Annotated in this window: 1 protein-coding gene; it reads left to right on the forward strand. The window is 45.9% G+C overall.

Features of this window, described 5'->3' with window-relative positions; translation table 11 throughout:
* Positions 1-27: 27 nt before the first annotated feature.
* Entirely contained in the window at positions 28-24,096 is a 24,069-nt protein-coding gene (locus CLV51_RS23080) for a non-ribosomal peptide synthetase (RefSeq protein ID WP_106530467.1), read from the forward strand.
* Positions 24,097-24,105 lie beyond the last annotated feature (9 nt).

The raw sequence follows: 24,105 nt of genomic DNA on the forward strand, positions 1-24,105 counted from the left end.
CTGTCTTAAACCCTCAAAATATAGAACATGTCTTCATTTAGTTTGATTGAAATTGTTAATCTGCTTGACAAGGCACACCGCAATGGTATTAAGATATCTTTTGATAACGATAAACTGATTGTGCAGGGATTTGGGTCGGATGAAATAGATCCTGACCTGTTACAGGAACTAAGGAGTAATAAAGCGCAGCTAACTGAATATTTTAAGCAGCATAAAATAAATAGCGTTGGCAATTCCTCTTCCATAAGAATAAATCCATCGGAACGAACTACGCTGAGTCGCATTCCGCTTTCGTATAACCAGGAACGTTTATGGTTTATTGACCGGCTTTCCGGTAGTGCGCAATATCATATACCTATGTTGATGCGGTTGAATGGCGCGGTCAACAGGGAGGGATTGGAATATGCATTAAAACATATTGTGAACAGGCATGAAGTATTGCGTACCATTATTGCAGAGGAAGACGGGGTAGCCTATCAGCAGGTAAAAGAACAGGATCAGTGGTCATTGGAGCTGATCCCGGCGGAGGCCTGTAAAGAGGATACAGCAGCATTGCAATCGTTGATAGCGGGGTTGATGCGCCAACCATTTGATTTGTCGGCAGATCATATGCTGCGGGCACATTTAATAGCGCTGCGTGAAGACGAACATGTACTGGTAATGAGCATACATCATATTGCATCAGATGGATGGTCTGCCGGAATTATTGCACGGGAATTTTTTGAGTTATATAACAGTTATGTGGGAGGAGGTACGGTGCAGTTGGTCGCTCCTGATCTTCAATATGCCGACTACGTTATCTGGCAGCGGTCTTATTTATCCGACCAGGTATTATCTGCCCATCTGGATTATTGGTCATCACAATTATCCGGCGTAGGTGCGTTACAGTTACCTACAGATTTTCCCCGCCCTGCTATACAAAGTAATCGCGGATCAAATTGTTTATTCCGTATAGAAAAGGAGCTGTATACGCAATTGCAGGAACTGAGCAGTCAGCAGGGTATTACGTTGTTTACAACATTGCTGACAGCTTTCAATGTATTGCTGTATCGTTACAGCGGACAGGAGGATATCTGTGCAGGCAGCTCACTGGCTGGAAGGATGCATCAGGATGTGGAAGAATTGGTTGGTTTTTTTGTTAATACCGTTGCTTTACGTAATGATCTGGGCGGCAATCCTTCTTTTGTGGAGTTACTGGTAAAGGTCAGGGATACTGTTATGAGCGCGTGGGAACACCAGGAAGTGTCCTTTCAAAAAGTGGTGGAGACGGTGGTGAAAGAGCGTGATCTGAGCCGTAACCCGCTTTTCCAGGTTTTATTTACATTAGAGAACATGCCCGTAGGTGCAGCGCAGGAGTTGCAGGGACTGCGTGTTTCGCCGGAACATTTTATACAAACGCATGCACAGTTTGATCTGTCATTTTCTTTGCAGGAATCTCCGCATTTTTTATTTGTCAATATTCTCTATTGCACAGATCTGTTTACGGCTGCCACCATTCACCGGATGTTTGCACATTACAAACAGTTATTGCAATCTGTTGTGGCGGCTCCCGCTTCAAAGATAGCTTCATTGAAGATGATGACTGCGGAAGAAGAACGTTTGTTGCATACATTTAATGATACAGCTGCGGATTATCCCAACGATAAATCACTGATCGATCTTTTGACTGCACAGGTTTTACGCACACCTGATGCAGTGGCTGTTATTGCAGCACATCAGTCGCTGACATATGGGCAACTGGATGCCCGTGCCAATCAGCTGGCGAATTACCTGCGGAGCAGGGGCGTTGCAGCCGGCACTTTGGTACCTGTTTGTATAGCGCGTTCCATTGAAATGGTGATAGCTATTTTAGGCATCCTGAAAGCAGGGGCAGCTTACGTGCCTATAGACCCGGAATATCCGGTTGAGCGGATCAGTTTTATGCTGGCAGATACTGCTGCTGAATGTATTGTAAGCAGCCATCATTGCATATCAGTATTGCCTCCTGATGTCCGGCAGCTGGTTGTACTAACAGATAGTGAAGAAATATTGAATGGTGGGGTATTGCCATTGGCAGATACACCGTCGCCTGATCATCTCGCTTATATTATCTATACATCCGGCAGCACCGGTAAGCCTAAAGGAGTAATGATCACGCATGGCAACCTGGTCAATTACCTGGTGAACAGTAAAGCTGCCTATATAACCGAAACGGATACACGTTCGGGTAGTTTTATCCACTTTTCCTATGCTTTCGATGCCTCTCTCACAGCCATGTTCATGCCATTGTTGAATGGAAGATCTGTTGTGATACCAGCAGGTGAGCAGGCCAATATATTTGAAGATCCGTTGTTGTGGAAATATGCGCCCTATGATTTTATTAAACTAACACCGGCGCATTTGTTATTGCTGGAAGCTGCAATGAATAAAGTGCCGGGTACACACCTGACTAAAAAACTGGTACTGGGAGGGGAAGCGCTGCAGGCAGGGCAGCTGCAGTATTTGTATGATCAGGGAATAGCAATGGAAATTATTAATGAATATGGGCCTACAGAAGCTACTGTGGGCTGTAGTACCTGGTGGTTTAATACCGGCGGGTCATTTACCCGGCCAGGCAACAGCCTTCCGATAGGCACTCCTGTATCGAATGTACAGTTGTATATAACAGATGTTAACCTTAACCTGGTGCCTATTGGTGTGATCGGTGAAATTTGTATAGCAGGAGCGGGTTTGGCGCAAGGTTATCTGAACCGGCCAGAATTAACTGCAACGAAATTTGCTCCGAATCCTTTTAGTGAAGCTGCCGGCGCAAAGATGTATAAGACGGGTGATCTAGGCAGATGGTTACCGGATGGTACCCTCGAATATGCCGGTAGAGTAGATGACCAGGTAAAAATACGTGGCTACCGGATAGAATTAGGCGAAATAGAAAATGTATTGCAGGAATGTGAAGCGGTTAGCCAGGCTGTAGTATTGGCTCCTGCCGGTCCGCAGGGTGATAAGCGGCTGATCGCTTATGTGGTGCCAAAGGGGAGCTTCAACAGTGCCGTCATTCTTTCCTTTCTGAAGAGCAGGTTACCGGAATACATGGTACCCTCCTTATTGCTGGTACTGGAACAGCTGCCATTAACCACTAACGGAAAAGTAGACCGGAAAGCCTTACTGGGTATGGATAGCAACATGGTGGAAGTAATTACGTATGTGCCTCCCCGTAATGAAACTGAACAAATACTGACAGCGATATGGGAGGAGTTACTGGAGGTAGAGCGTGTAGGCGTATACGATAGCTTTTTTGAATTAGGTGGTCACTCCCTGCTGGCCATGCGGTTGATTTCTTTGTTGCGTAAGCGGTTGCATAAAGAAGTATCATTGGATGCAGTGTTTACGCATGTACGGCTGGCTGATCTGGCACAGCATATCCGGCAGGAAGCGCCCGCATTATTATTGCCGGCAATAACCGCAGGAGTGCGCCCGGTACGTATTCCACTTTCGTATAGCCAGGAACGTTTATGGTTCATTGATCAGCTGGAAGGTAGCGTACAATATCATATACCGGCGGTTTTAAGGCTGAAAGGACAACTTAACCAGGAAGCATTGGCATATGCACTGAAAAGTATTGTTAACCGCCATGAAGTATTGCGTACGGTTATTGTGCAAACAGACGGCATTGCTTATCAGCAGGTGCAGGAAGGAGACCATTGGCATTTAAGTACGCTGTCTGTTGCTGCGCTGAAAAATGATCCGGCGGCATTACATGCTATGATCCGGGAATTAATTGCCACCCCATTTGATTTATCGGCAGATGCCATGTTAAGAGCGCATTTACTGATATTGGATGAAACGGAATACCTGCTGGTGGTGAATATGCATCATATTGCTTCTGATGGCTGGTCTACAGGTGTACTGGTGCGCGAATTTTTTGAGCTGTATAACAGTTATGTTGCAGGCAGACAGCCACAGTTGCCTGTCTTGCCTATACAGTATGCATCGTACGCTATCTGGCAACGGTCCTATTTATCAGGAAAGGTGCTGGCTGCCCACCTGGACTACTGGACAGATAAACTTTCCGGCGTAGAAGTATTGCAGCTGCCTGCTGATTATCCCCGTCCGGCTGTGCAAAGCATACATGGCGCTACAGTTGATTTTCGTATCAATGAAGAACTGTATACAGCATTGCAGGAGTTATGCAAGGTACAGGGAACTACTTTGTTCATGACATTACTGGCAGCTTTTAAAGTGTTGTTATATCGTTACAGCGGTCAGGAAGATATTTGTGTAGGCAGCCCGCAGGCAGGTCGTATGCAACAGGAAACGGAAGGACTGATCGGTTTTTTCATCAATACAGTAGCCCTACGGAGTAATCTGAGTAATAATCCGGCTTTTACGACCTTGCTGGCACAGGTGAAAGAAACTACGCTGGGTGCCTGGGAACATCAGTTGGTGTCTTTTGAAAAAGTAGTGGATGCGGTAGTGAAAGAACGTGATATGAGCCGCCACCCATTGTTCCAGGTCATGTTTGTATTACAGAATACCCCGGAAGTAGCTATGCAGGAACTGAGCGGCCTTAACCTGTCAGAAGAAACACCTGAGGTACCCCATGCAAAATTTGATCTCACTTTTTCTGTACAGGAATTTCCCCGGTACTTATCTGTAAGTGTGGTATACTGTACTGATCTGTATGAGAAAGGCACTATTGAACGGTTGTTCAGAAATTATGAGCAGTTGTTACGTGCTATTGTAAACACACCTGCTGCCACTATAGGATCCCTGAAAATGCTTCACAGGGATGAGGAAGAAGCGTTATTGTCTGCGTTTAATAATACTGCCGCTGTTTATCCGGAAGACAGTATTATCACCAGCCTTTTTGCAGAACAGGTCTTGCGCATGCCCGGAGCTGTAGCCCTGGTATTTAATGGGGAATCTTTGACCTACCAGGAGTTGAATAAACGCTCAGATCAACTGGCTGCTTATCTGAGCAGTAAAGGTGTAAGCAGTGGTACCCGTGTACCGCTCTGCACCGGCCGTTCAGCTGACATGATAGTAAGTATCCTGGCCATTCTGAAAGCAGGCGGCGCCTATGTGCCGATCGATCCCGATTACCCTGTGGAAAGGATACGTTTTATGTTATCGGAAAGTAATAGCCCGTTGGTACTCACTACAACGATATATCGTGAACGGATATACGTAAACGAGGAGGAGAAGCTCCTTATCTCCATTGATAACAGGGAGGAATGGTTTTCATCGCATCAGTTGGATTACGCCATTCCTGCTTCAGTACCTGATGATCTTGCCTATGTTATTTATACTTCCGGCTCAACAGGGCAGCCTAAAGGCGTGATGGTGTCGCATAAAAATGTGGTAAGCCTGGTGAAAGGCGTTCAATATGTAACCTTTAGTCCGGCTGATATTTTGTTGTCTACCGGTTCTCCATCTTTTGACGCAACCACTTTTGAATACTGGGGCATGCTGTTAAACGGAGGTCAGCTGGTATTATGCGAAGAAAATACTTTACTGGATCCTGTGTTGCTGAAGCAGGAGATTAATCTCCGCGGGGTCAATAAAATGTGGTTTACAGCAGGATGGTTTAATCAGCTGGTAGATACAGATATTACTGTTTTTGCCGGGTTGTCTGTTATCCTGGCCGGCGGAGAAAAACTATCGGAGGAACATGTCAGCAGAGTACAGCAGCAATATCCATCGCTGATCGTTATTAACGGATATGGGCCTACGGAGAATACAACTTTCTCATTAACCTACCAGGTTAAACCGGGAGCATATAAGGGTAGTATTCCTATAGGCCGGCCATTGAGTAACAGGACAGCCTATATACTGGATGCCCGACACCAACTGGTGCCAGTTGGTGTAGTTGGTGAAATTTATTTAGGTGGCACGGGTTTGTCGAAAGGGTATCTGAACAGACCGGAATTAACGGAAGAAAAATTTATCCCCCATCCTTTCAGTGATCAGCCGGGTGAAAGGCTTTACAGAACAGGCGATTTAGGAAGATGGCTACCGGAAGGGGTGATTGAATATACGGGCAGAATAGATGACCAGGTAAAGATCCGGGGGTATCGTATAGAATTGGGAGAAATAGAAAATGTATTGCAGCAATGTGAACTGGTCAATCAGGCTGTGGTATTGGCCATTGCTGATCATCCCTTGCATAAGCGTTTGGTGGGTTATATAGTACCCAATGGATATTTTGAGAAAGAAAAAATCCTTACTTACCTGAAGAGCAGGCTGCCTGATTATATGGTACCTGCTTTGCTGATTGAATTAAAGCAATTACCATTAACCCCTAATGGTAAGGTTGACCGTAAATCCTTGCCAGAATTGGATGATAGCGTATTGCCAACAAAAGCATACGTAGCGCCGCGCAACGAAACAGAGCGGGTATTGGCCAATATCTGGCAGGATTTATTAGGCATCTTACGGGTAGGGATATACGATAATTTTTTTGAATCAGGAGGAGATTCCATTATCACCATACAGGTAGTAAGCCGCGCCAGGCAGGCCGGATATATTTTGCAGCCACGGGATGTTTTTACGCATCAAACTATCGCCGGACTGGCAGCTGTATTGGATTCCCGGCAGGAAGCCATTGTAGCTGGTGAACAGGAAATGCTCACCGGTAGTAGCGGGTTGCTTCCTATACAGCAGTGGTATTTTGAAACAGGTGCATTAATCGACACACCATTTAACCAGAGTGTATTATTATCTGTTAATAAAAGCGTACAGCCGGAAGCGTTAGTGAATGCCATTACGCAGCTAACGCGTTATCACGATGCTTTACGCTTCGAATATGCTTATGCGTCTGTGGAGCACAGCTGGGAGCAATCTTATGGCGGGTATGAAGGAGCGTTGGAAACGGTGGACCTTACCACCGTTTCGCCGGATATGTTGGGAGATGCGCTTAATACCTATGGGGATTATTATCAGCATAGCCTTCATATAACAAAAGGTATACTGGTCCGTGCAGTTTTGTTGCTAACACCAGCAGATGATGCATATAACAGATTATTGCTGGTAATCCATCATCTGGCAATAGATGGTGTATCATGGCGCATACTGTTAGACGATCTGCAGCAGCTATTGCAGCATGGAAATAATTTATCTGTTGGTAAAGGTACTTCTTACCGGCAGTGGTATGATGTATTGGCTGCCTATAGTCAACGCCGGCGCCTTTTGGCTCAGCAGCCGTACTGGCAGCGGATAATTGATAATTATGTTCCACTGAGGGCAGATACTCCTTTTGAAGGCGCCCTTATCATGTCAGAAAAAAAACATGTTGAAGTACGACTGGATGCTGCACTAACCCGTAGCCTTTTACAGGAAGCTCCGGTGGCCTATCATACAGAGATCAATGATCTGTTGTTATGTGCGTTGCTGCTAACGTTGGCTGACTGGAACCAGACTTCCGGCATTGTAATCGGCCTGGAGGGACATGGACGTGAAGATCTTGCACCTGGTATAGATACAAGCCATACAGTAGGCTGGTTTACCAGTATTTTTCCTGTATGGCTGCAATTGCCTGCTGGCAAAGACTTAGGAGAAATACTTATTTCGGTGAAAGAACAACTGCGTCAAGTGCCGGATAAAGGCATAGGCTTTGGTGTGCTTAAATATATAAACAAAGCAGCGCAGTTACAGGGCAAAATGCCCTGGGATATCGTCTTTAATTATCTGGGACAATCTGATCATATTGTCAGTGAAGAGGGGCTTTTCCATTTTGCAGTGGAATCCGCCGGAAATCCTGTGGGGGAAGGATTTCCGCTTAGCGATAAATTGTCTGTCAGCAGTATCGTACAGCATAGTGAGCTGGTAATGCGATGGGACTACAGCAGCAGGCATTACCAGGCAGAAAGTATTGCAACATTGGCAGCTGCTTATTTTTCACATTTACAGGCGCTCATAATACATTGTGTTACGCAGCAGGCACCCTTATTTACGCCATCCGATTATCGTATAGGCGATGAAGTTAGTACAGCAGAATTGCACGCCTTTTTTGCTGTGGAGGAAAATGGTATTAAGAGAAGTGCAGCAATTGAAGATTTGTATCCATTGAGTGGCTTGCAGGCAGGGATGCTGTTTCACGGGCTATATGAAACACAGCAGGGCCTTTATATGGAGCAGTTTTGTTGCGAACTTAAAAATGTGATCGCGCCTGCGTTGGAAGAGAGCTGGAATGAGTTGTTACGGCGGCATAGTATTTTGCGTAGTGCTTTTTATAATGATGCCTTCAGCATTCCGGTACAATGTGTGTATCGGGAAGCCCGGATACCTTTTATGGTACTGGATTACCGGCATCTCTCTGAAGAAGAACAGGTTGTTGCCTGGCAGGAATATGAACAGGCCGACCGGAAAAAGGGCTGCTGTTTTACAGCGCCCTGCCTGATGCGTATCACGCTGGTACAGTTGTCTGATGAGCGTTACAGGATGCTGTGGAGCTTTCATCATATTCTTTTTGACGGATGGTCAGTAGCGGTGCTGGAAGAAGAGCTGATGTTGGTATATGAAGCCATTGTATTGCGACAACCGCTGCCGGTGGTGGGGGAAGATCGGTATGGAGATTATATCCGCTATCAGCATCTCCGGGATAAAGAAGCGGAAGAAGACTATTGGCGCGGTTATCTGGGAAATATGGAGGAAGGAAGTTTACTACCTTTTATCCCTGTTGGGAGTGAGCGGAATAAAGGTATCGGTGTTTACCAAAATCAGTTATTGCACCTGGATACAGCCACTTCCCAACAGATAATACTGTTGGCGCAGCGGCATCATATTACGCTGAATACGTTGATGCAGGGAGTATGGGCTTACCTGCTGTCCTGTTATACCGGCCGAAGTGAAGTAACTTACGGGGTTACAGTATCCGGCCGGCCGGAAGAACTTACCGGCATTGAACAGCGGGTGGGATTATTCATTAATACCATCCCACTACACACAAAAGTGGATAGTGCTAACCTTATATCCGACTGGCTGCATCAGCTGCAGGAAAATCAGTTGCAGAGCCGGGAGTATCAATACACTTCTCTGGCTGCTATTCAGCGGTGGAGCGGGGTTTCGGAAGAACTGTTTGATAGTCTGCTGGTGTTTGAAAACTATCCCGCAAGTAAAATAGATGCTTCACAGTCATGGCAACTGCAGATAGAAAAAGTAGTGGTGCGTGAACAAACCAACTACCCTTTAACAATCATTATAGCCGCAAGAGAAGATATTTATATTGACTTTGCTTATAACAGCGATCTGTTACCTGCTGCTGTAGTACCTGCTATTGCTGGTCATTTTGAACAGGTATTGCATCAGCTGGTAACACATGAATACGGAAAGCTGGAAGATATTACCTGTATAACACCGGAAGAACAACAGCTGTTAACCACAGTATTTAATAACACTGCTGTAAATTATCCTGGTGATAAAACACTGACCGGGCTGTTTGCAACGCAGGTATTGCGCACGCCAAATGCACCGGCACTGGTATTTGAAGGAAAGGTCCTTACCTATGATGCACTGGACAAGCGTTCCAGTCAACTGGCCAATTATCTGCGTCATAAAGGAGTAACCACTGAAACGCTGGTGCCGGTATGCATAGCGCGTTCGTTGGATATGATAGTGGCTATGCTGGCCATTCTGAAGGCCGGTGGCGCTTACGTTCCTATTGATCCGGAATATCCTTCCAGCCGCATCAGCTATATACTTTCAGATACCCGCGCTACCCTGGTCATAAGCAGTAATGCATGCATGGCTAAATTACTAGCAGCAACTGCGATTGATATTATTGCGCTGGATGACGATGCTGATATTATCCGGACTTACCCATCTGCCATTCCCGTATTTGTACAGACTGCCAGTCAGCTGGCATATGTGATCTATACCTCCGGCTCTACCGGATTGCCTAAGGGAGTAATGATTGAACATAAAGGAATATCGAACCTGGTCAACTGGCATATAGCTGCCTATGAAGTGAATAGTGCCAGCAAAGCTACGTCTATGGCAGGTATGGGTTTTGATGCTTTTGGATGGGAGATATGGCCTTATCTCTGTGCCGGTGCCGTTGTTAATATACTCAGTGATGACCAGCGTCTTTCGCCTGCGGCTATTGTCGATGTGTATTTCCGCGAAGCGATAACACATGGATTTTTATCTACTGCACTGATACATGAATTCATCCGGGAAGCGGGCCATCAGCTTACTACATTAAAATATTTGCTTACCGGTGGTGATAAATTAGGTGCTACAGCTGTTAGCGGGCTTTCTTATAAAGTGATCAATAATTACGGACCTACGGAAAACAGTGTGGTTACTACCTGGTATCCATTATCAGAGAAAGACAGTCACGCTGCACCATTGATTGGTGCACCTGTCAGCAATACCTGCGTTTATGTATTGGATAAGCATCTACAGCTATGTCCGGTGGGCGTGCCGGGAGAAATCTGCATCGCCGGTACAGGTTTATCCCGTGGCTATCTGCATCAGCCTGCATTAACAACAGAAAAATTCATCACACATCCTTTGAGTGAAAGGCTTTACAGAACAGGAGATTTGGGCAGATGGCAGCCGGATGGAACATTAGCATATATCGGGCGAATAGATGACCAGGTAAAGATCCGGGGCTACAGGATTGAGTTAGGAGAGATTGAAAGTGTATTGCAGCAATGTGAGGCAGTAAGCCAGGCGGTGGTGTTGGCGAAAGCAGATCAGCAGGGGCATAAGCGGTTGATAGGTTATGTGGTGCCGCATGAAAATTTTAAGAAAGAAGCAATACTTGCTTATCTGAAGAACAGATTACCGGAATACATGGTGCCGGCGCTGCTGGTGGAATTAGCACAGCTGCCCTTAACCAGCAATGGTAAGATTGACCGTAAATCGCTGCCGGATATTGATACGGATGTATTACTCACCAATGCGTATATCCCTGCCCGTAATCAAACGGAACAGGACCTCGTCAATATCTGGCAGGACCTGTTGGGTATATCACGTATAGGCATACACGATAATTTCTTTGAGTTGGGTGGTGATTCAATTGTCACTATTCAGGCGGTAAGCAGGGCTAAACGTAGCGGATATGAGCTGCAGCCCCGTGACCTCTTTACCTGTCAGACGATTGAGCGGTTAGCAGCCCTGCTGGAGGCAAAACGTGGGCACGCCATATCCGGGGAACAGGAATTACTCAGCGGCAAGAGTGGGCTGTTACCTATTCAACAGGCATATTTTGAGGGCGGTGGTTCTGCAGCGAACTTTTTTAATCAGAGCATTTTATTGACTGTAAATAAAAATATTACTGCATCAGCATTAAGTGAAGCGATTACTCAGTTGCTCCGTTATCATGATGCCTTACGTTTTGTATATACCGGGGTTGATAATGCCTGGGAACAAGCTTATGGTGCTTATGAAGGGAAGCTGGATATAGTGGACCTGCAGTCTGTTGCCTCGTACAAATTAGCTGATCAGATTACAGCAGCTGCCAACAGTTATCAGGAGAGTTTGGACATAGTAGCTGGTATCCTGATGCGCGCAGTTTTGATGTTAACGCCTGCTGCTGAAACACATAACAGGCTATTGCTGGTGATTCATCACCTGGCGGTAGATGGTGTGTCCTGGCGTATCCTGTTGGATGATTTGCAACTGTTATTAAATGGCGGTCATTTATCTGTGCAAAAAGGTACCTCTTACCGGCAATGGTATGAAGTGCTGTCGGCTTATAGTCTTCGTCAAAGGTTGTTAAAGCAGGCGCCTTATTGGCAACAGCTTAGTGCCCGCTATATTCCTCTGCGGACAGATACAGCTTATGAAGGTGCCATTACTGCTTCTGATATGAGATCTTATGAAGTACACCTGAATACCCTGCTAACAAAGCAATTACTACAGGATACTGCTGCCGCCTATCACACCGGCATCAATGATCTTTTACTTTGTGCATTGGCGTTGACATTATCTGCCTGGAATCATACACCGGATATAGTGATAGGATTGGAAGGACACGGGCGGGAAGAGTTAACACCGGGCATTGATCTTAGTCGTACTGTTGGCTGGTTTACCAGCCTCTATCCGGTGTTACTGCATGTTGCTGCAAGTAGCAGCATCGGTGATCAGCTGGTAGAAGTAAAAGAGCAACTGCGGCGGGTGCCGGATAAAGGTATTGGTTATGGTGTGCTTAGATACATTAACAAAACAGCTGCTTTACAAGGTAAAGTTCCATGGGATATTGTATTCAATTATCTGGGACAGTTGGATCATGTAGTGAATGACGATGCGCATTTCCATTTTGCTACTGAATCTTCGGGAGCTGGTACCGGCACTGATTTTCCTGTAAGGGACCGGCTGGTAGTGAATGGTATTGTTCAGGATGGGGAACTGGTGCTGGGATGGACGTATAGCAGCCGGCATTATCAGCCGGAGCGTATAGTCCGGCTGGCAACAGATTATCTTTCACATTTGGAGGAACTCATCACACACTGCGTTTCGCAAACGATGGAAGTGCATACGCCATCTGATTATGGGGTAGGAGAAGAAATAAGTATGTCAGAGCTGAACACGTTCTTATCAGTTACAGATAAGCATGGCCTACGCGCAGCGCAGATAGCTGGTTTGTATCGTTTGAGCGGTTTACAGGCAGGCATGTTGTTTCATGGATTATATGCAACGGAGTCAGGTGTTTACATGGAGCAGCTTACCTGCGAACTTAAAAATGTTTCTGTAGCTGCTTTCCGCGACAGCTGGAGCCGGTTATTGAATCAGCACAGCATATTGCGCAGCGCATTTTACCATGATGCATTCAGTATCCCGGTGCAATGTGTATACAAAGAAGTTACGCTGCCTTTCACTATCCTGGACTATCGTCATCTGAATGCGGAAGAACAAACAACCGCTTTAGCGGCATTTGAACTGGCTGATCGCCGGCAGGGATTTGATTTTACATCACCATGTCTTATGCGGGTTAGTTTGTTACAGCTGGAGGATGATCGTTATCAGCTGCTGTGGAGCTTCCATCATATTTTGTTTGATGGCTGGTCAATGCCGGTCCTGATGGAAGAATTACTGGGTATCTATGAAAAAATTGTGCAGGGGCAGCCACTGCCGCCAGTAGCAGCGGATCATTATGAAGATTATATCCGTTATCTTGAACAGCAGGATAAGGAGGCTGCAACCCTTTACTGGCAGCGCTATCTGGCAGATGTGACGGCAGGAAGCCTCTTGCCTTTTGTTGTCACTTCCGATGATCGGAATAAAGGCATCGGGGTGTATTATACATTATCCATTTATCTCTCTTCAGACATATCTCAACAGCTGACGCAGTATGCGCAACGTCACCGCATCACATTAAATACGGTGATGCAGGGCGCGTGGGCTTACCTGTTATCATGTTATACCGGCCGGGAAGATGTTACCTATGGTACTATTGTTTCCGGTAGGCCGGACGATCTGCCCGGCATTGAAAAACGTGTAGGATTATATATCAATACACTGCCGCTGCATACCAGGGTAACAGCAGAAAGCCGTATAGGGGAATGGTTAGAGCAATTACAAACAGAACAGCTGCAAAGCAGGGAATACCAATATACACCACTGGCGGCTATCCGTCGCTGGAGCAGTGTAACAGAAGAGCTGTTCGACAGTTTGCTGATGTTTGAAAATTATCCGGTGAGCAAAGTACTTGCCTCGCAATCATGGCAACTGCAGGTAGATAAAGTGGTGACGCATGAACAGGCCAATTATCCGCTGACCATCCTCATTGTGGAAGGAGAGGAGATAAATATCCGTTTTGATTACAACAGCGGACTATTGCCTGTTACGACTGTGCAGGCCATTGCTGCACATTTTGAGCAGGTGTTATTACAGTTGTTGACACACGAATCCGGATGTTTGGCCGACCTTTCTGTTTTAACGATAGCAGAGCGGCATCAGTTGCTCCATTCTTTTAATGATACTGAAAGCGACTATCCGGCAGATAAAACGATCATAGATCTTTTTAAAGCACAAGTACTTCGTACACCCGATACCGTAGCTGTGGTATACGAAGACCAGTCTTTAACCTATAAGGAACTGGATGAGCGTTCCTCACAGCTGGCGCACTACCTGCGTAGCCAGGGAGTTCATACTGAAACACTGGTACCCGTTTGTCTGGAACGTTCACTGGAAATGATGACCGGTATTCTTGGCATCCTGAAAGCAGGAGGTGCCTATGTTCCCATAGATCCGGAATATCCGGCAGATCGTATCAGCTATATCCTGGCAGACATTGGTGCGGATATTATGCTCGCCGGTGCCGGTTGCCCGCCGCTGTCGGATCAGTATAATATTATCAGGTTAGAGGAGGATCAGCATATCATCACAACATACCCGGTAACATCTCCTGACATTGATCTTTGTGCATCACAGCTGGCATATGTTATTTATACCTCCGGCTCTACAGGTAAGCCTAAAGGCGTGATGAATGAACATGGCGGGGTGGTGAACCGTTTGCTGTGGGCGCAGGATTATTTTCAGCTCAATGCAGCTGATGCTGTGTTACAGAAGACTACCTTCTGCTTCGATGTGTCGGTATGGGAATTGTTTTGGCCGCTGATAGCAGGTGCGCGCGTGGTATTTGCAGCTCCCGGTGGGCAGAAAGATGCTGATTACCTCAAACGGATGATTGCTGCCCATGGCATTACCACTATTCATTTTGTACCATCTATGTTATCTGCTTTTCTGGAAGAAGTGTTAACAGGAGATGCGGCCCCGTTAAAGCGGCTGCTCTGCAGCGGAGAGGCATTGAAGTTGCAGCAGGTAAAAGATGTAAAAGAAAAATTGCCACATGTAACATTATTTAATCTCTATGGCCCAACGGAAGCTGCTGTGGATGTTACCTGCTGGCAGGCGCCGGCAGATATAAGCGGGCTTCATACGGTGCCTATTGGTACGCCGGTTGCCAATACACAGTTGTATATATTGGATAAACGAGGTAACCCTGTACCGGTGGGAGTTACAGGAGAATTGTATATAGGAGGTATTCAGGTGGCACGTGGATATCTGAATCGTTCCGAATTAACGGCAGAAAAATTTGTACATCATTCCTTTGATAATAAAACAACAAGACTTTATCGGACAGGAGATCTGGCCCGCTGGTTACCCGATGGAACAATTATTTATCTGGGCAGGATAGATGACCAGGTAAAGATCCGTGGTTACCGGATAGAGCTGGGAGAAATAGAACATAGCCTGCAACAAAGCGAATATGTGAGTCAGGCAGTGGTGGTAGCACAGGCAGACCATCAGGGGCAACAGCGCCTGATAGGATATATGGTGCCGCGTGGGAATTTTGATAAGCAGGAAATACTGGCATATCTGAAAACTATTTTGCCGGAATATATGGTGCCGGGCATATTAATAGCGCTGGCAGAAATTCCGTTAACCATCAATGGTAAAGTTGACCGGAAATCTTTACCAGATCCGGACGCAGCGAGCCTGCTTTCAAATACGTATATGCCTCCCCGTAATGAAACCGAAAAAGCATTGGTTAGCATATGGCAGGAGTTGTTAGGTTTACCACGGGTAGGGATACACGATAATTTCTTCGAGCTGGGTGGAGATTCTATTATCACCATTCAGGCGGTAAGCCGGGCTAAACGTAGCGGATACGAATTGCAGCCACGCGATCTCTTTACACATCAAACCATTGCCGGTTTAGCAGCCATACTGGATTTGAAAAAGGTACAAGCCATATCGGGAGAGCAACATTTGCTTACAGGCAAGAGCGGGCTACTGCCTTTACAGCAGTCTTTTTTTGAAACAAGTACAGCAGCAATCAATCATTTTAATCAGGGTATTTTAATGGTGGTTGATAAAAACGTAGATGCGTTAGCGTTATCAGCTGCTGTAACGCAGTTGATGCAATATCATGACGCTTTACGTTTTATATATACCCGGGTAGACAATGCCTGGGAACAAGCCTATGGTACTTATGAAGGGAAGCTGGAGACAGTGGATCTACAGGCTGTTGCTTCATACGAATTAGCAGATCAGATCACAGCCGCTGCCAGCCGCTATCAGGAGAGCCTGGACATAGAATCCGGTATCCTGCTGCGTGCCGCGCTGATGTTGACACCTGCTGCTGAAACGCATAACAGGCTGTTGCTGGTGATTCATCACCTGGCGGTAGATGGTGTGTCCTGGCGCATCCTGCTGGATGATCTGCAACTATTACTGGATGGCGCTAATTTATCTGCACGGAAAGGAACATCTTATCGCCAATGGTATGAAGTGCTGCTGACTTATAGTCTTCGTCAACGGTTGTTAAGCCAGGAACCTTACTGGAAGCGGGTAGTGGATCACTATATTCCTTTGCGCACAGACATCGTTTATGAAGATACCGTTACCGCAGCAGACATGCAATATTATGCAGTAAGACTGAATGCGTTTCAGACAAAACAACTACTTCAGGATACATCTGCTGCTTATCATACCGGCATAAACGATCTTTTGTTGTGTGCTTTGGCGCTGACATTATCTGCCTGGAATAATGTTTCAGCTGTAGTGATCGGAGTGGAAGGACATGGCCGGGAAGATATGGGCTCCGGTATAGATCTCACCCGCACCGTTGGATGGTTTACCAGTCTTTACCCAGTGTTGTTGCAGCTTCCTGCAGGTAGTAGCATCAGTGATTTGCTGGTGACTGTGAAAGAGCAACTGCGGCAGGTGCCGGATAAAGGTATTGGCTATGGGGTGCTTAAATATATTAACAAGTCGGCCGCCTTATCGGGCAAAGCTCCATGGGATATTCTTTTCAATTATCTGGGTCAGCTGGATCATATGGTCAGTGACGACGGGCATTTCCATTTTGCAACAGAATCTTCCGGAGCAACAGCTGGTGCTGACTTTCCTGTCAAGGACCTGATTTCAGTCAATACTATTATCCGGGATGGGGAGTTGGTAGTGGGATGGACCTACAGCAGCCGGCATTATCAACCGGAAAGCATTGTTACAATGGCTACGGATTATCTCTCTCATTTGCAGGAGCTGATCACACATTGTATTTCGCAGTCTGCGTCTTTGTTTACACCTGCCGACTATGGGGTGGGAAAAGAAATAAGTATGCAGGAGCTTAACACATTCCTGTCTGTTGCAGATGAGCGGGGTGTGCGGGCAGACCAGGTAACAGGTTTATACCGGTTAAGCGGTTTGCAGGAAGGCATGTTATTCCATGGATTATATGCAGAACAATCCGGTGTTTACATGGAGCAGATTGTTTGTGAACTTAAAAATTTATCAGTAGCTGTTTTCCGCGATAGCTGGAATGAGTTAGTACGGAGACATAGTATTTTACGTACTGCATTTTATGCCAATGTATTCAGTATCCCGGTACAATGCGTATATAAAGAAGTAACGCTCCCTTTTACTGTATTGGATTACCGGCATATGAGCGAAGCCGAGCAGACAGCTGTCCTGCATGCTTTTGAATTGGCAGACCGCCGCCAGGGCTTTGATTTCACAGCTTCCTGTCTTATGCGCATCAGCCTTTTACAACTCAGCGATGATCGGTATCAGTTGTTATGGAGCTTCCATCATATATTGTTTGATGGCTGGTCGATGCCTGTTCTGATGGGAGCGTTGCTGGGTATTTATGAAGTATTAATGCTTGGTTTGCCTTTAACGTCAGTGAAAGAGGATTGTTATGAAGATTATATACGTTGCCTGGAACGTCAGGACAAAGAGGCTGCAACGCTTTACTGGCAGCGTTATCTGGCGGATGTAACGCAAGGAAGCCTCTTGCCTTTTATTACGGCAGATAACGAACGCAACAAAGGTATTGGCCGTTTTCAACATGAATTATTACATCTGAATGCAGCTGTGTCGGAACAGTTGACACAATATGCACAACGCCAGCGCATCACTTTGAATACAATAATGCAGGGAGCCTGGGCTTATCTATTATCGCATTATACGGCCAGGGAGGAAGTTACGTACGGTGTGATTGTTTCCGGCCGCCCGGATGATCTGGCGAATGTAGAGCAGCGGGTAGGTTTATACATCAATACATTGCCTTTACATACCAGGGTAACCCGCGAAACCCTTATTGTGGAATGGTTACAACAGCTGCAAACAGCGCAGTTGCAGAGCCGGGAATACCAATATACTCAGCTGGCCACCATACGTCAATGGAGCGGTGTAACGGAAGAATTATTCGACAGCCTGCTGGTATTTGAAAATTATCCGGTGAGTAAAGTGCTTGCTTCAAAAGTATGGCAGTTGCAGGTAGATAAAATGGTGACACATGAACAAACCAATTATCCGCTGACAATTGTAGTAGTAGATGGGCAGGAGGTCTATATCCGTTTTGATTATAACAGTACTTTATTATCTGCCACCGCAGTACAGGCTATTGCAGGGCATTTTGAACAGGTATTGTTGCAGCTGATGGCGCACGGCCGGCTGGCTGATATTTCGTTTTTAACAGCTGCTGAGCGGCATCAACTAATCAATACTTTCAATGATACAACAAAAGCATATCCCGAAAATAAAACAGTGATATCGCTGTTTGCGGAACAGGTATTTCGTATACCCGGCACCGTGGCAGTTGTAAGTAGCACATTATCGCTATCTTATCAGGAGCTGGATGCCCGGTCCAATCAAATGGCACAGTACCTGCGTAGCAAAGGGGTGACTACGGGTGCGCTGGTACCTGTCTGTATAGAGCGTTCCCCGGAGATGATGATAGGCATTTTAGGCATCCTGAAGGCAGGAGCTGCCTATATTCCCATAGATCCGGAATATCCTGCAGAAAGGATCAGTTTTATGCTGAAGGATACCGCAGCGAAGATCATCGTTAGCAGCCGTGGCTGCCAGTCAGTATTACCCGCTGCTGTTGCCGTACATATTGTATTGGTTGATACAGCGGAGATGAGTGGCTGTGCTGAATTACCATTACCGGCTGTCGCTTCACCAGGTGATCCTGCCTATATTATCTATACTTCCGGTAGCACCGGCAAGCCTAAAGGAGTAATAATTTCGCACGGTAGCCTGGTTAATTATCTGTTGAACAGCAAAGCGGAATATATAACTGAAACGGATACACGATCCGGCAGTTTTATGCATTTCTCCTATTCCTTCGATGCTTCCCTTACAGCGATGTTCATGCCGTTGTTGAACGGCAGGTCTGTTGTGATCTCCGGCGGACAACAGGCAGCTATTTTTGACGATCCTTTACTGTGGAAATATGCTCCTTATGATTTTATCAAACTAACACCCGCCCACCTGCCGTTACTGGAGGAAGCAATGCGTAAAGTACCCGGAGGATACCTGACTAAGAAGCTGGTATTGGGAGGTGAAGCATTGCGCGTCAGTCATATACAGTTTTTATATGACCAGGGTATTGAGATGGATATTATAAACGAATATGGCCCTACAGAAGCCACTGTTGGCTGCAGCACCTGGTGGTTCAATACCAGGGAGCCTGCACCTCCGTCAGGAAAAAGTATTCCGGTTGGCAGGCCCCTATCAAATGTGCAAATGTATATCATAGATGTTGATGGTCATCCCGCACCTGTTGGGGTGATGGGAGAAATATGCATAGCGGGAGCGGGGCTGGCCCTGGGTTATCTGAACCGTTATGAGCTGACAGCGGAAAAATTCATTGCCAATCTTTTCAGTGGGGAGGCAGGGGCCCGCATGTACCGGACCGGAGACCTTGGCAGATGGTTGCCGGATGGAGTTATTGAATATGCAGGCAGGATAGATGATCAGGTAAAGATCCGGGGTTACCGGATAGAGCTGGGAGAGATAGAAAATGTTTTACAGGAGTGTGAAGGAGTAAGTCAGGGTGTGGTGCTGGCTCCTGTTGGTCCGCTGGGAGATAAGCGGCTGGTGGCATATGTGGTACCTGATGGTCATTTCGATAGTGCGAATATTCAAATGTATCTTAAAGAGCGATTACCGGAATATATGGTGCCTTCCTTACTGGTGGCGTTGGAACAATTGCCCTTGACCACCAATGGTAAAGTTGACCGGAAATCCTTGCTGGAGATGGATAACAGTATGTTTGAAAGAACGGCGTATATCCCTCCCCGTAATGAAACAGAAGAAATGTTGGCAGAGATCTGGCAGGAATTACTGGAGGTAGATCGTGTAGGCGTACACGATAGCTTTTTTGAATTAGGAGGCCATTCCCTGCTGGCAATGCGGTTGATTTCATTGTTGCGTAAGCGTTTGCACAAAGAGGTTTCATTAGACGCTATATTTGTTCACGTCAGGCTTGCTGATCTGGCATTATATATACGGCAGGAGGCTCCGGCTGTATCATTGCCGGCAATAACAGCAGGGGTGCGTCCACCGCGTATTCCGCTTTCGTATAGCCAGGAACGTTTGTGGTTTATAGATCAGCTGGGAGGCAGTGTGGCGTATCATATACCGGCGATATTAAAGTTAAAGGGTGAACTTAACGTGGCCGCTTTAATATATGCGTTCAAAAATATAGTAGCCCGTCATGAAGTGTTGCGTACGGTTATCGTGCAGGAAGATGGTATTGCTTACCAGCAGGTGAAGGATGGAGAACAATGGATATTGAACGAGGTAGCAGCTGCCGACTGGAAAGATGATGCAGCTGCATTACGATCACAAATCCAGTTATTGATCGACGCCCCGTTTGATTTATCAGCAGATATGCTGCTACGCGCGCATCTGATCAGGCTTGAAGATACAGCACATATACTGTTGGTAAACATGCACCATATTGTATCCGACGGCTGGTCCACAGGTATTATTGTGCGGGAGTTTTTCGAATTGTATAACAGCTATATGGCTGGTGGGGAGCCACAGCTACCGGTTTTACCCATCCAATATGCGGATTATGCCATCTGGCAGCGGTCTTATTTATCAGGCAAAGTACTGTCTGCTCATCTGGATTACTGGTCAGATAAATTATCGGGCGTAGGTGCGTTACAGTTACCTGTGGATGATCCCCGGCCTGCAGTGCAAAGTGTACATGGTGCTGCCTGTCATTTTCAGATAAAAAAGGAGCTGTATACAGGCTTACAGGAGCTGAGCCAGCAGCAGGGCGCTACCTTGTTTATGACTTTACTGGCGGTATTCAAGGTGCTGTTATACCGCTATAGCGGTCAGGAAGATATCTGTGTAGGAAGCCCGTTGGCAGGGCGTATGCACCAGGAAACAGAAGGACTTATCGGTTTCTTTATCAATACGGTCGCCTTACGTAGTGATCTGCGTAATAATCCCACTTTTACTGTTTTGCTGGCGCAGGTAAAAGACACTACATTAAGTGCATGGGAACATCAGGGAGTGTCTTTTGAAAAAGTAGTGGATGCGGTAGTAAAAGAACGTGACATGAGCCGGCATCCATTGTTTCAGGTAATGTTTGATTTACAGCAGACGCTGAAGATGGAAGCACAGGAACTGAAGGGACTGGAGCTGCATCCCGAAGCGCCGGAATTATCCCACGCTAAATTTGATTTAACATTTTCCATACAGGAACAAAGGGAGGGCCTGGCAGTAAGTGTGGTATACTGTACCGATCTTTATCAGGAAACTACCATTGCACGTATGTTCAGTAATTACGAACAATTGCTGGCAGCAGTAGTAAAAAATCCTGCTGAGCAGATCCGTTCATTGCAACTGCTTGATAAAACAGCGGAAGAACAGTTGCTGACCACGTTTAATGATACTGTTGCTGCTTATCCAAAAGATAAAACGATTATCGCGCTGTTTGCAGAACAGGTATTTCGTACCCCCGATGCCGCAGCCCTGGTGTCAGAAGGACAATCATTAACTTACCGGGAGCTGGATGCCCGTTCCGGCCAATTGGCACATTATCTGCGCAGCAAGGGTATTGCGGGGGAAATATTGGTGCCTGTTTTTATGGAGCGTTCCATTGAAATGATGCTGGCTATATTGGGTATCCTGAAAGCTGGTGGTGCCTATGTACCTGTTGATCCCGGGTATCCTGCGGAACGTATCAGCTTTATGCTGTCTGACTGTAACAGCCCGTTGGTAATTACTACTGCGATGTATGCAGATCAACTATCGGCAGCCGGGTCGCAGGTAAAGTTGATCTGCCTGGATGATCTTCCTGTTTTATTGTCCGAACTGCCTGTAACGCCACTGGACAATGCATTGTCAACGGATAACCTGGCATATGTGATGTATACTTCCGGCTCTACGGGGCAGCCAAAAGGAGTGATGGTCACACATGGAAATGTGGTGAGCCTGGTGCGGGGCGTGCATTATGTTGCTTTCAGTGAAACAGATATTTTGTTGTCTACGGGTTCTCCTTCTTTTGACGCCACTACTTTTGAATATTGGGGAATGTTGCTGAATGGCGGGCAGCTGATACTATGTGAAGAACATAATTTGTTGGACCCTGTTTTCCTGAAAAAAGAAATACAGGAACGGCGTGTAAATAAGATGTGGTTTACGGCAGGATGGTTCAATCAGCTGGTAGATACTGATATCACTGTTTTTGAAAGCTTGTCAACAATACTGACAGGAGGGGAGAAATTGTCGGAAGGACATGTTCTTAAATTACGGCAGCAATATCCATCTATTGTAATTATTAACGGATACGGGCCTACGGAGAATACTACCTTTTCGTTGACTTACCAGATTCCGGCGAAATATTTTAATGATAATATCCCGATTGGCTGTCCTTTAAGTAACCGTTATGCTTATATATTGGATGAGCAGCAGCAATTAGTGCCGGTAGGAGTAGCAGGAGAAATTTATGTTGGTGGCGCTGGCCTGTCACGTGGTTATCTGAACCGACCGGAATTAACAGCAGAAAAATTTGTAGCACATCCTTTTAGTTCCCAGCCGTATGAAAGGCTTTACAGGACAGGTGATCTGGGTAAATGGCTGCCTGATGGAACGATTGCATATATAGGAAGGGAAGATGATCAGGTAAAGATCCGGGGACACCGCATAGAACCAGGGGAAATAGAAAGTGTGTTGCGGCAATATGATGCAGTGAGCCAGGCAGTGGTATTGGTGTCTGAAGTGCATAAAGGGGAAAAACGATTGATAGCTTATGTAGTACCCGGTATGCATTTTAACAGAACGGAACTGATAGCTCATCTGCAGCAACAGCTACCAGAGTATATGATACCCGCTCTGTTGGTAGAATTAGCGCAGTTGCCATTAACCGCTAATGGTAAAATTGACAGAAAATCTTTGCCCGATCCTGATGCAGGTACCGCTTTCATAAATACGTATATGCCTCCCCGTAATGAAGTTGAGCAGGTATTAGCCAGCTTGTGGCAAGAAATGCTGGAGGTAGAGCGGGTGGGTATTCATGATAATTTCTTTTCTCTGGGAGGGCATTCCTTAAAAGCTATAGCGGTGATGGCAAAAATCAATCAACTGCTTCATGTAAAGATCACTGTACTTGATTTGTTCAGACATCCGGTGTTGGCAGATCTGGCTGCACTATTGCAGGCATCCAACCTGGACTTGCAGCACCAGCATTTTGACTTGCTGAATGGAGAAAAAGATAAAAATATAATCCTATTTCCTCCCGGAACAGGACAGGGACTGGTGTACAGGCCGTTGGCAGCAATGATTTCATCACATGCCATGTACAGCTTTAATTATATTGAAACGGATGACAGGTTGGATACTTATATAGCATTGATAGAAAAAGTGCAGCAGGAGGGTCCTTATATTCTTTTTGGGTATTCTTCCGGTGGTAATCTGGCATTTGAAGTGGCGAAGGCATTGATTGGTAAAGGACACCAGGTATCTGATATCATCATGCTCGATGCAAAGAGAAAAGCAGCTAAGCTGGATGTGAAGGGAAGTGATAAAGGAGAACTTAGATGGGGCATTGAAAATCTGTTGTTGAATCAGTATGAAGCCACAGCGGTGAATGAAGCATTGATTGATAAACTGGCAGATGATGCAGCTGCCTATTTTAAATACTATGCAGCAACAATTAACGATGGTACTATATCCGCTAATATCCATGTAATCAAAAATGGGGAGGATAACACCTTACATGACTGGGAGCATTCCACTACAGGAAGCTGTATAACGTATAATGGTAAAGGGCCTCATATTGATATGCTTTTACCAGGTGAAAACCTGACGTATAATGCGGCTATTATTATGAAAATACTGGAAGATATATCCGATTAATAATACCTG

It is taken from the genome of Chitinophaga niastensis (genome assembly GCF_003014755.1).
Classification (GTDB): Bacteria; Bacteroidota; Bacteroidia; order Chitinophagales; family Chitinophagaceae; genus Chitinophaga; species Chitinophaga niastensis.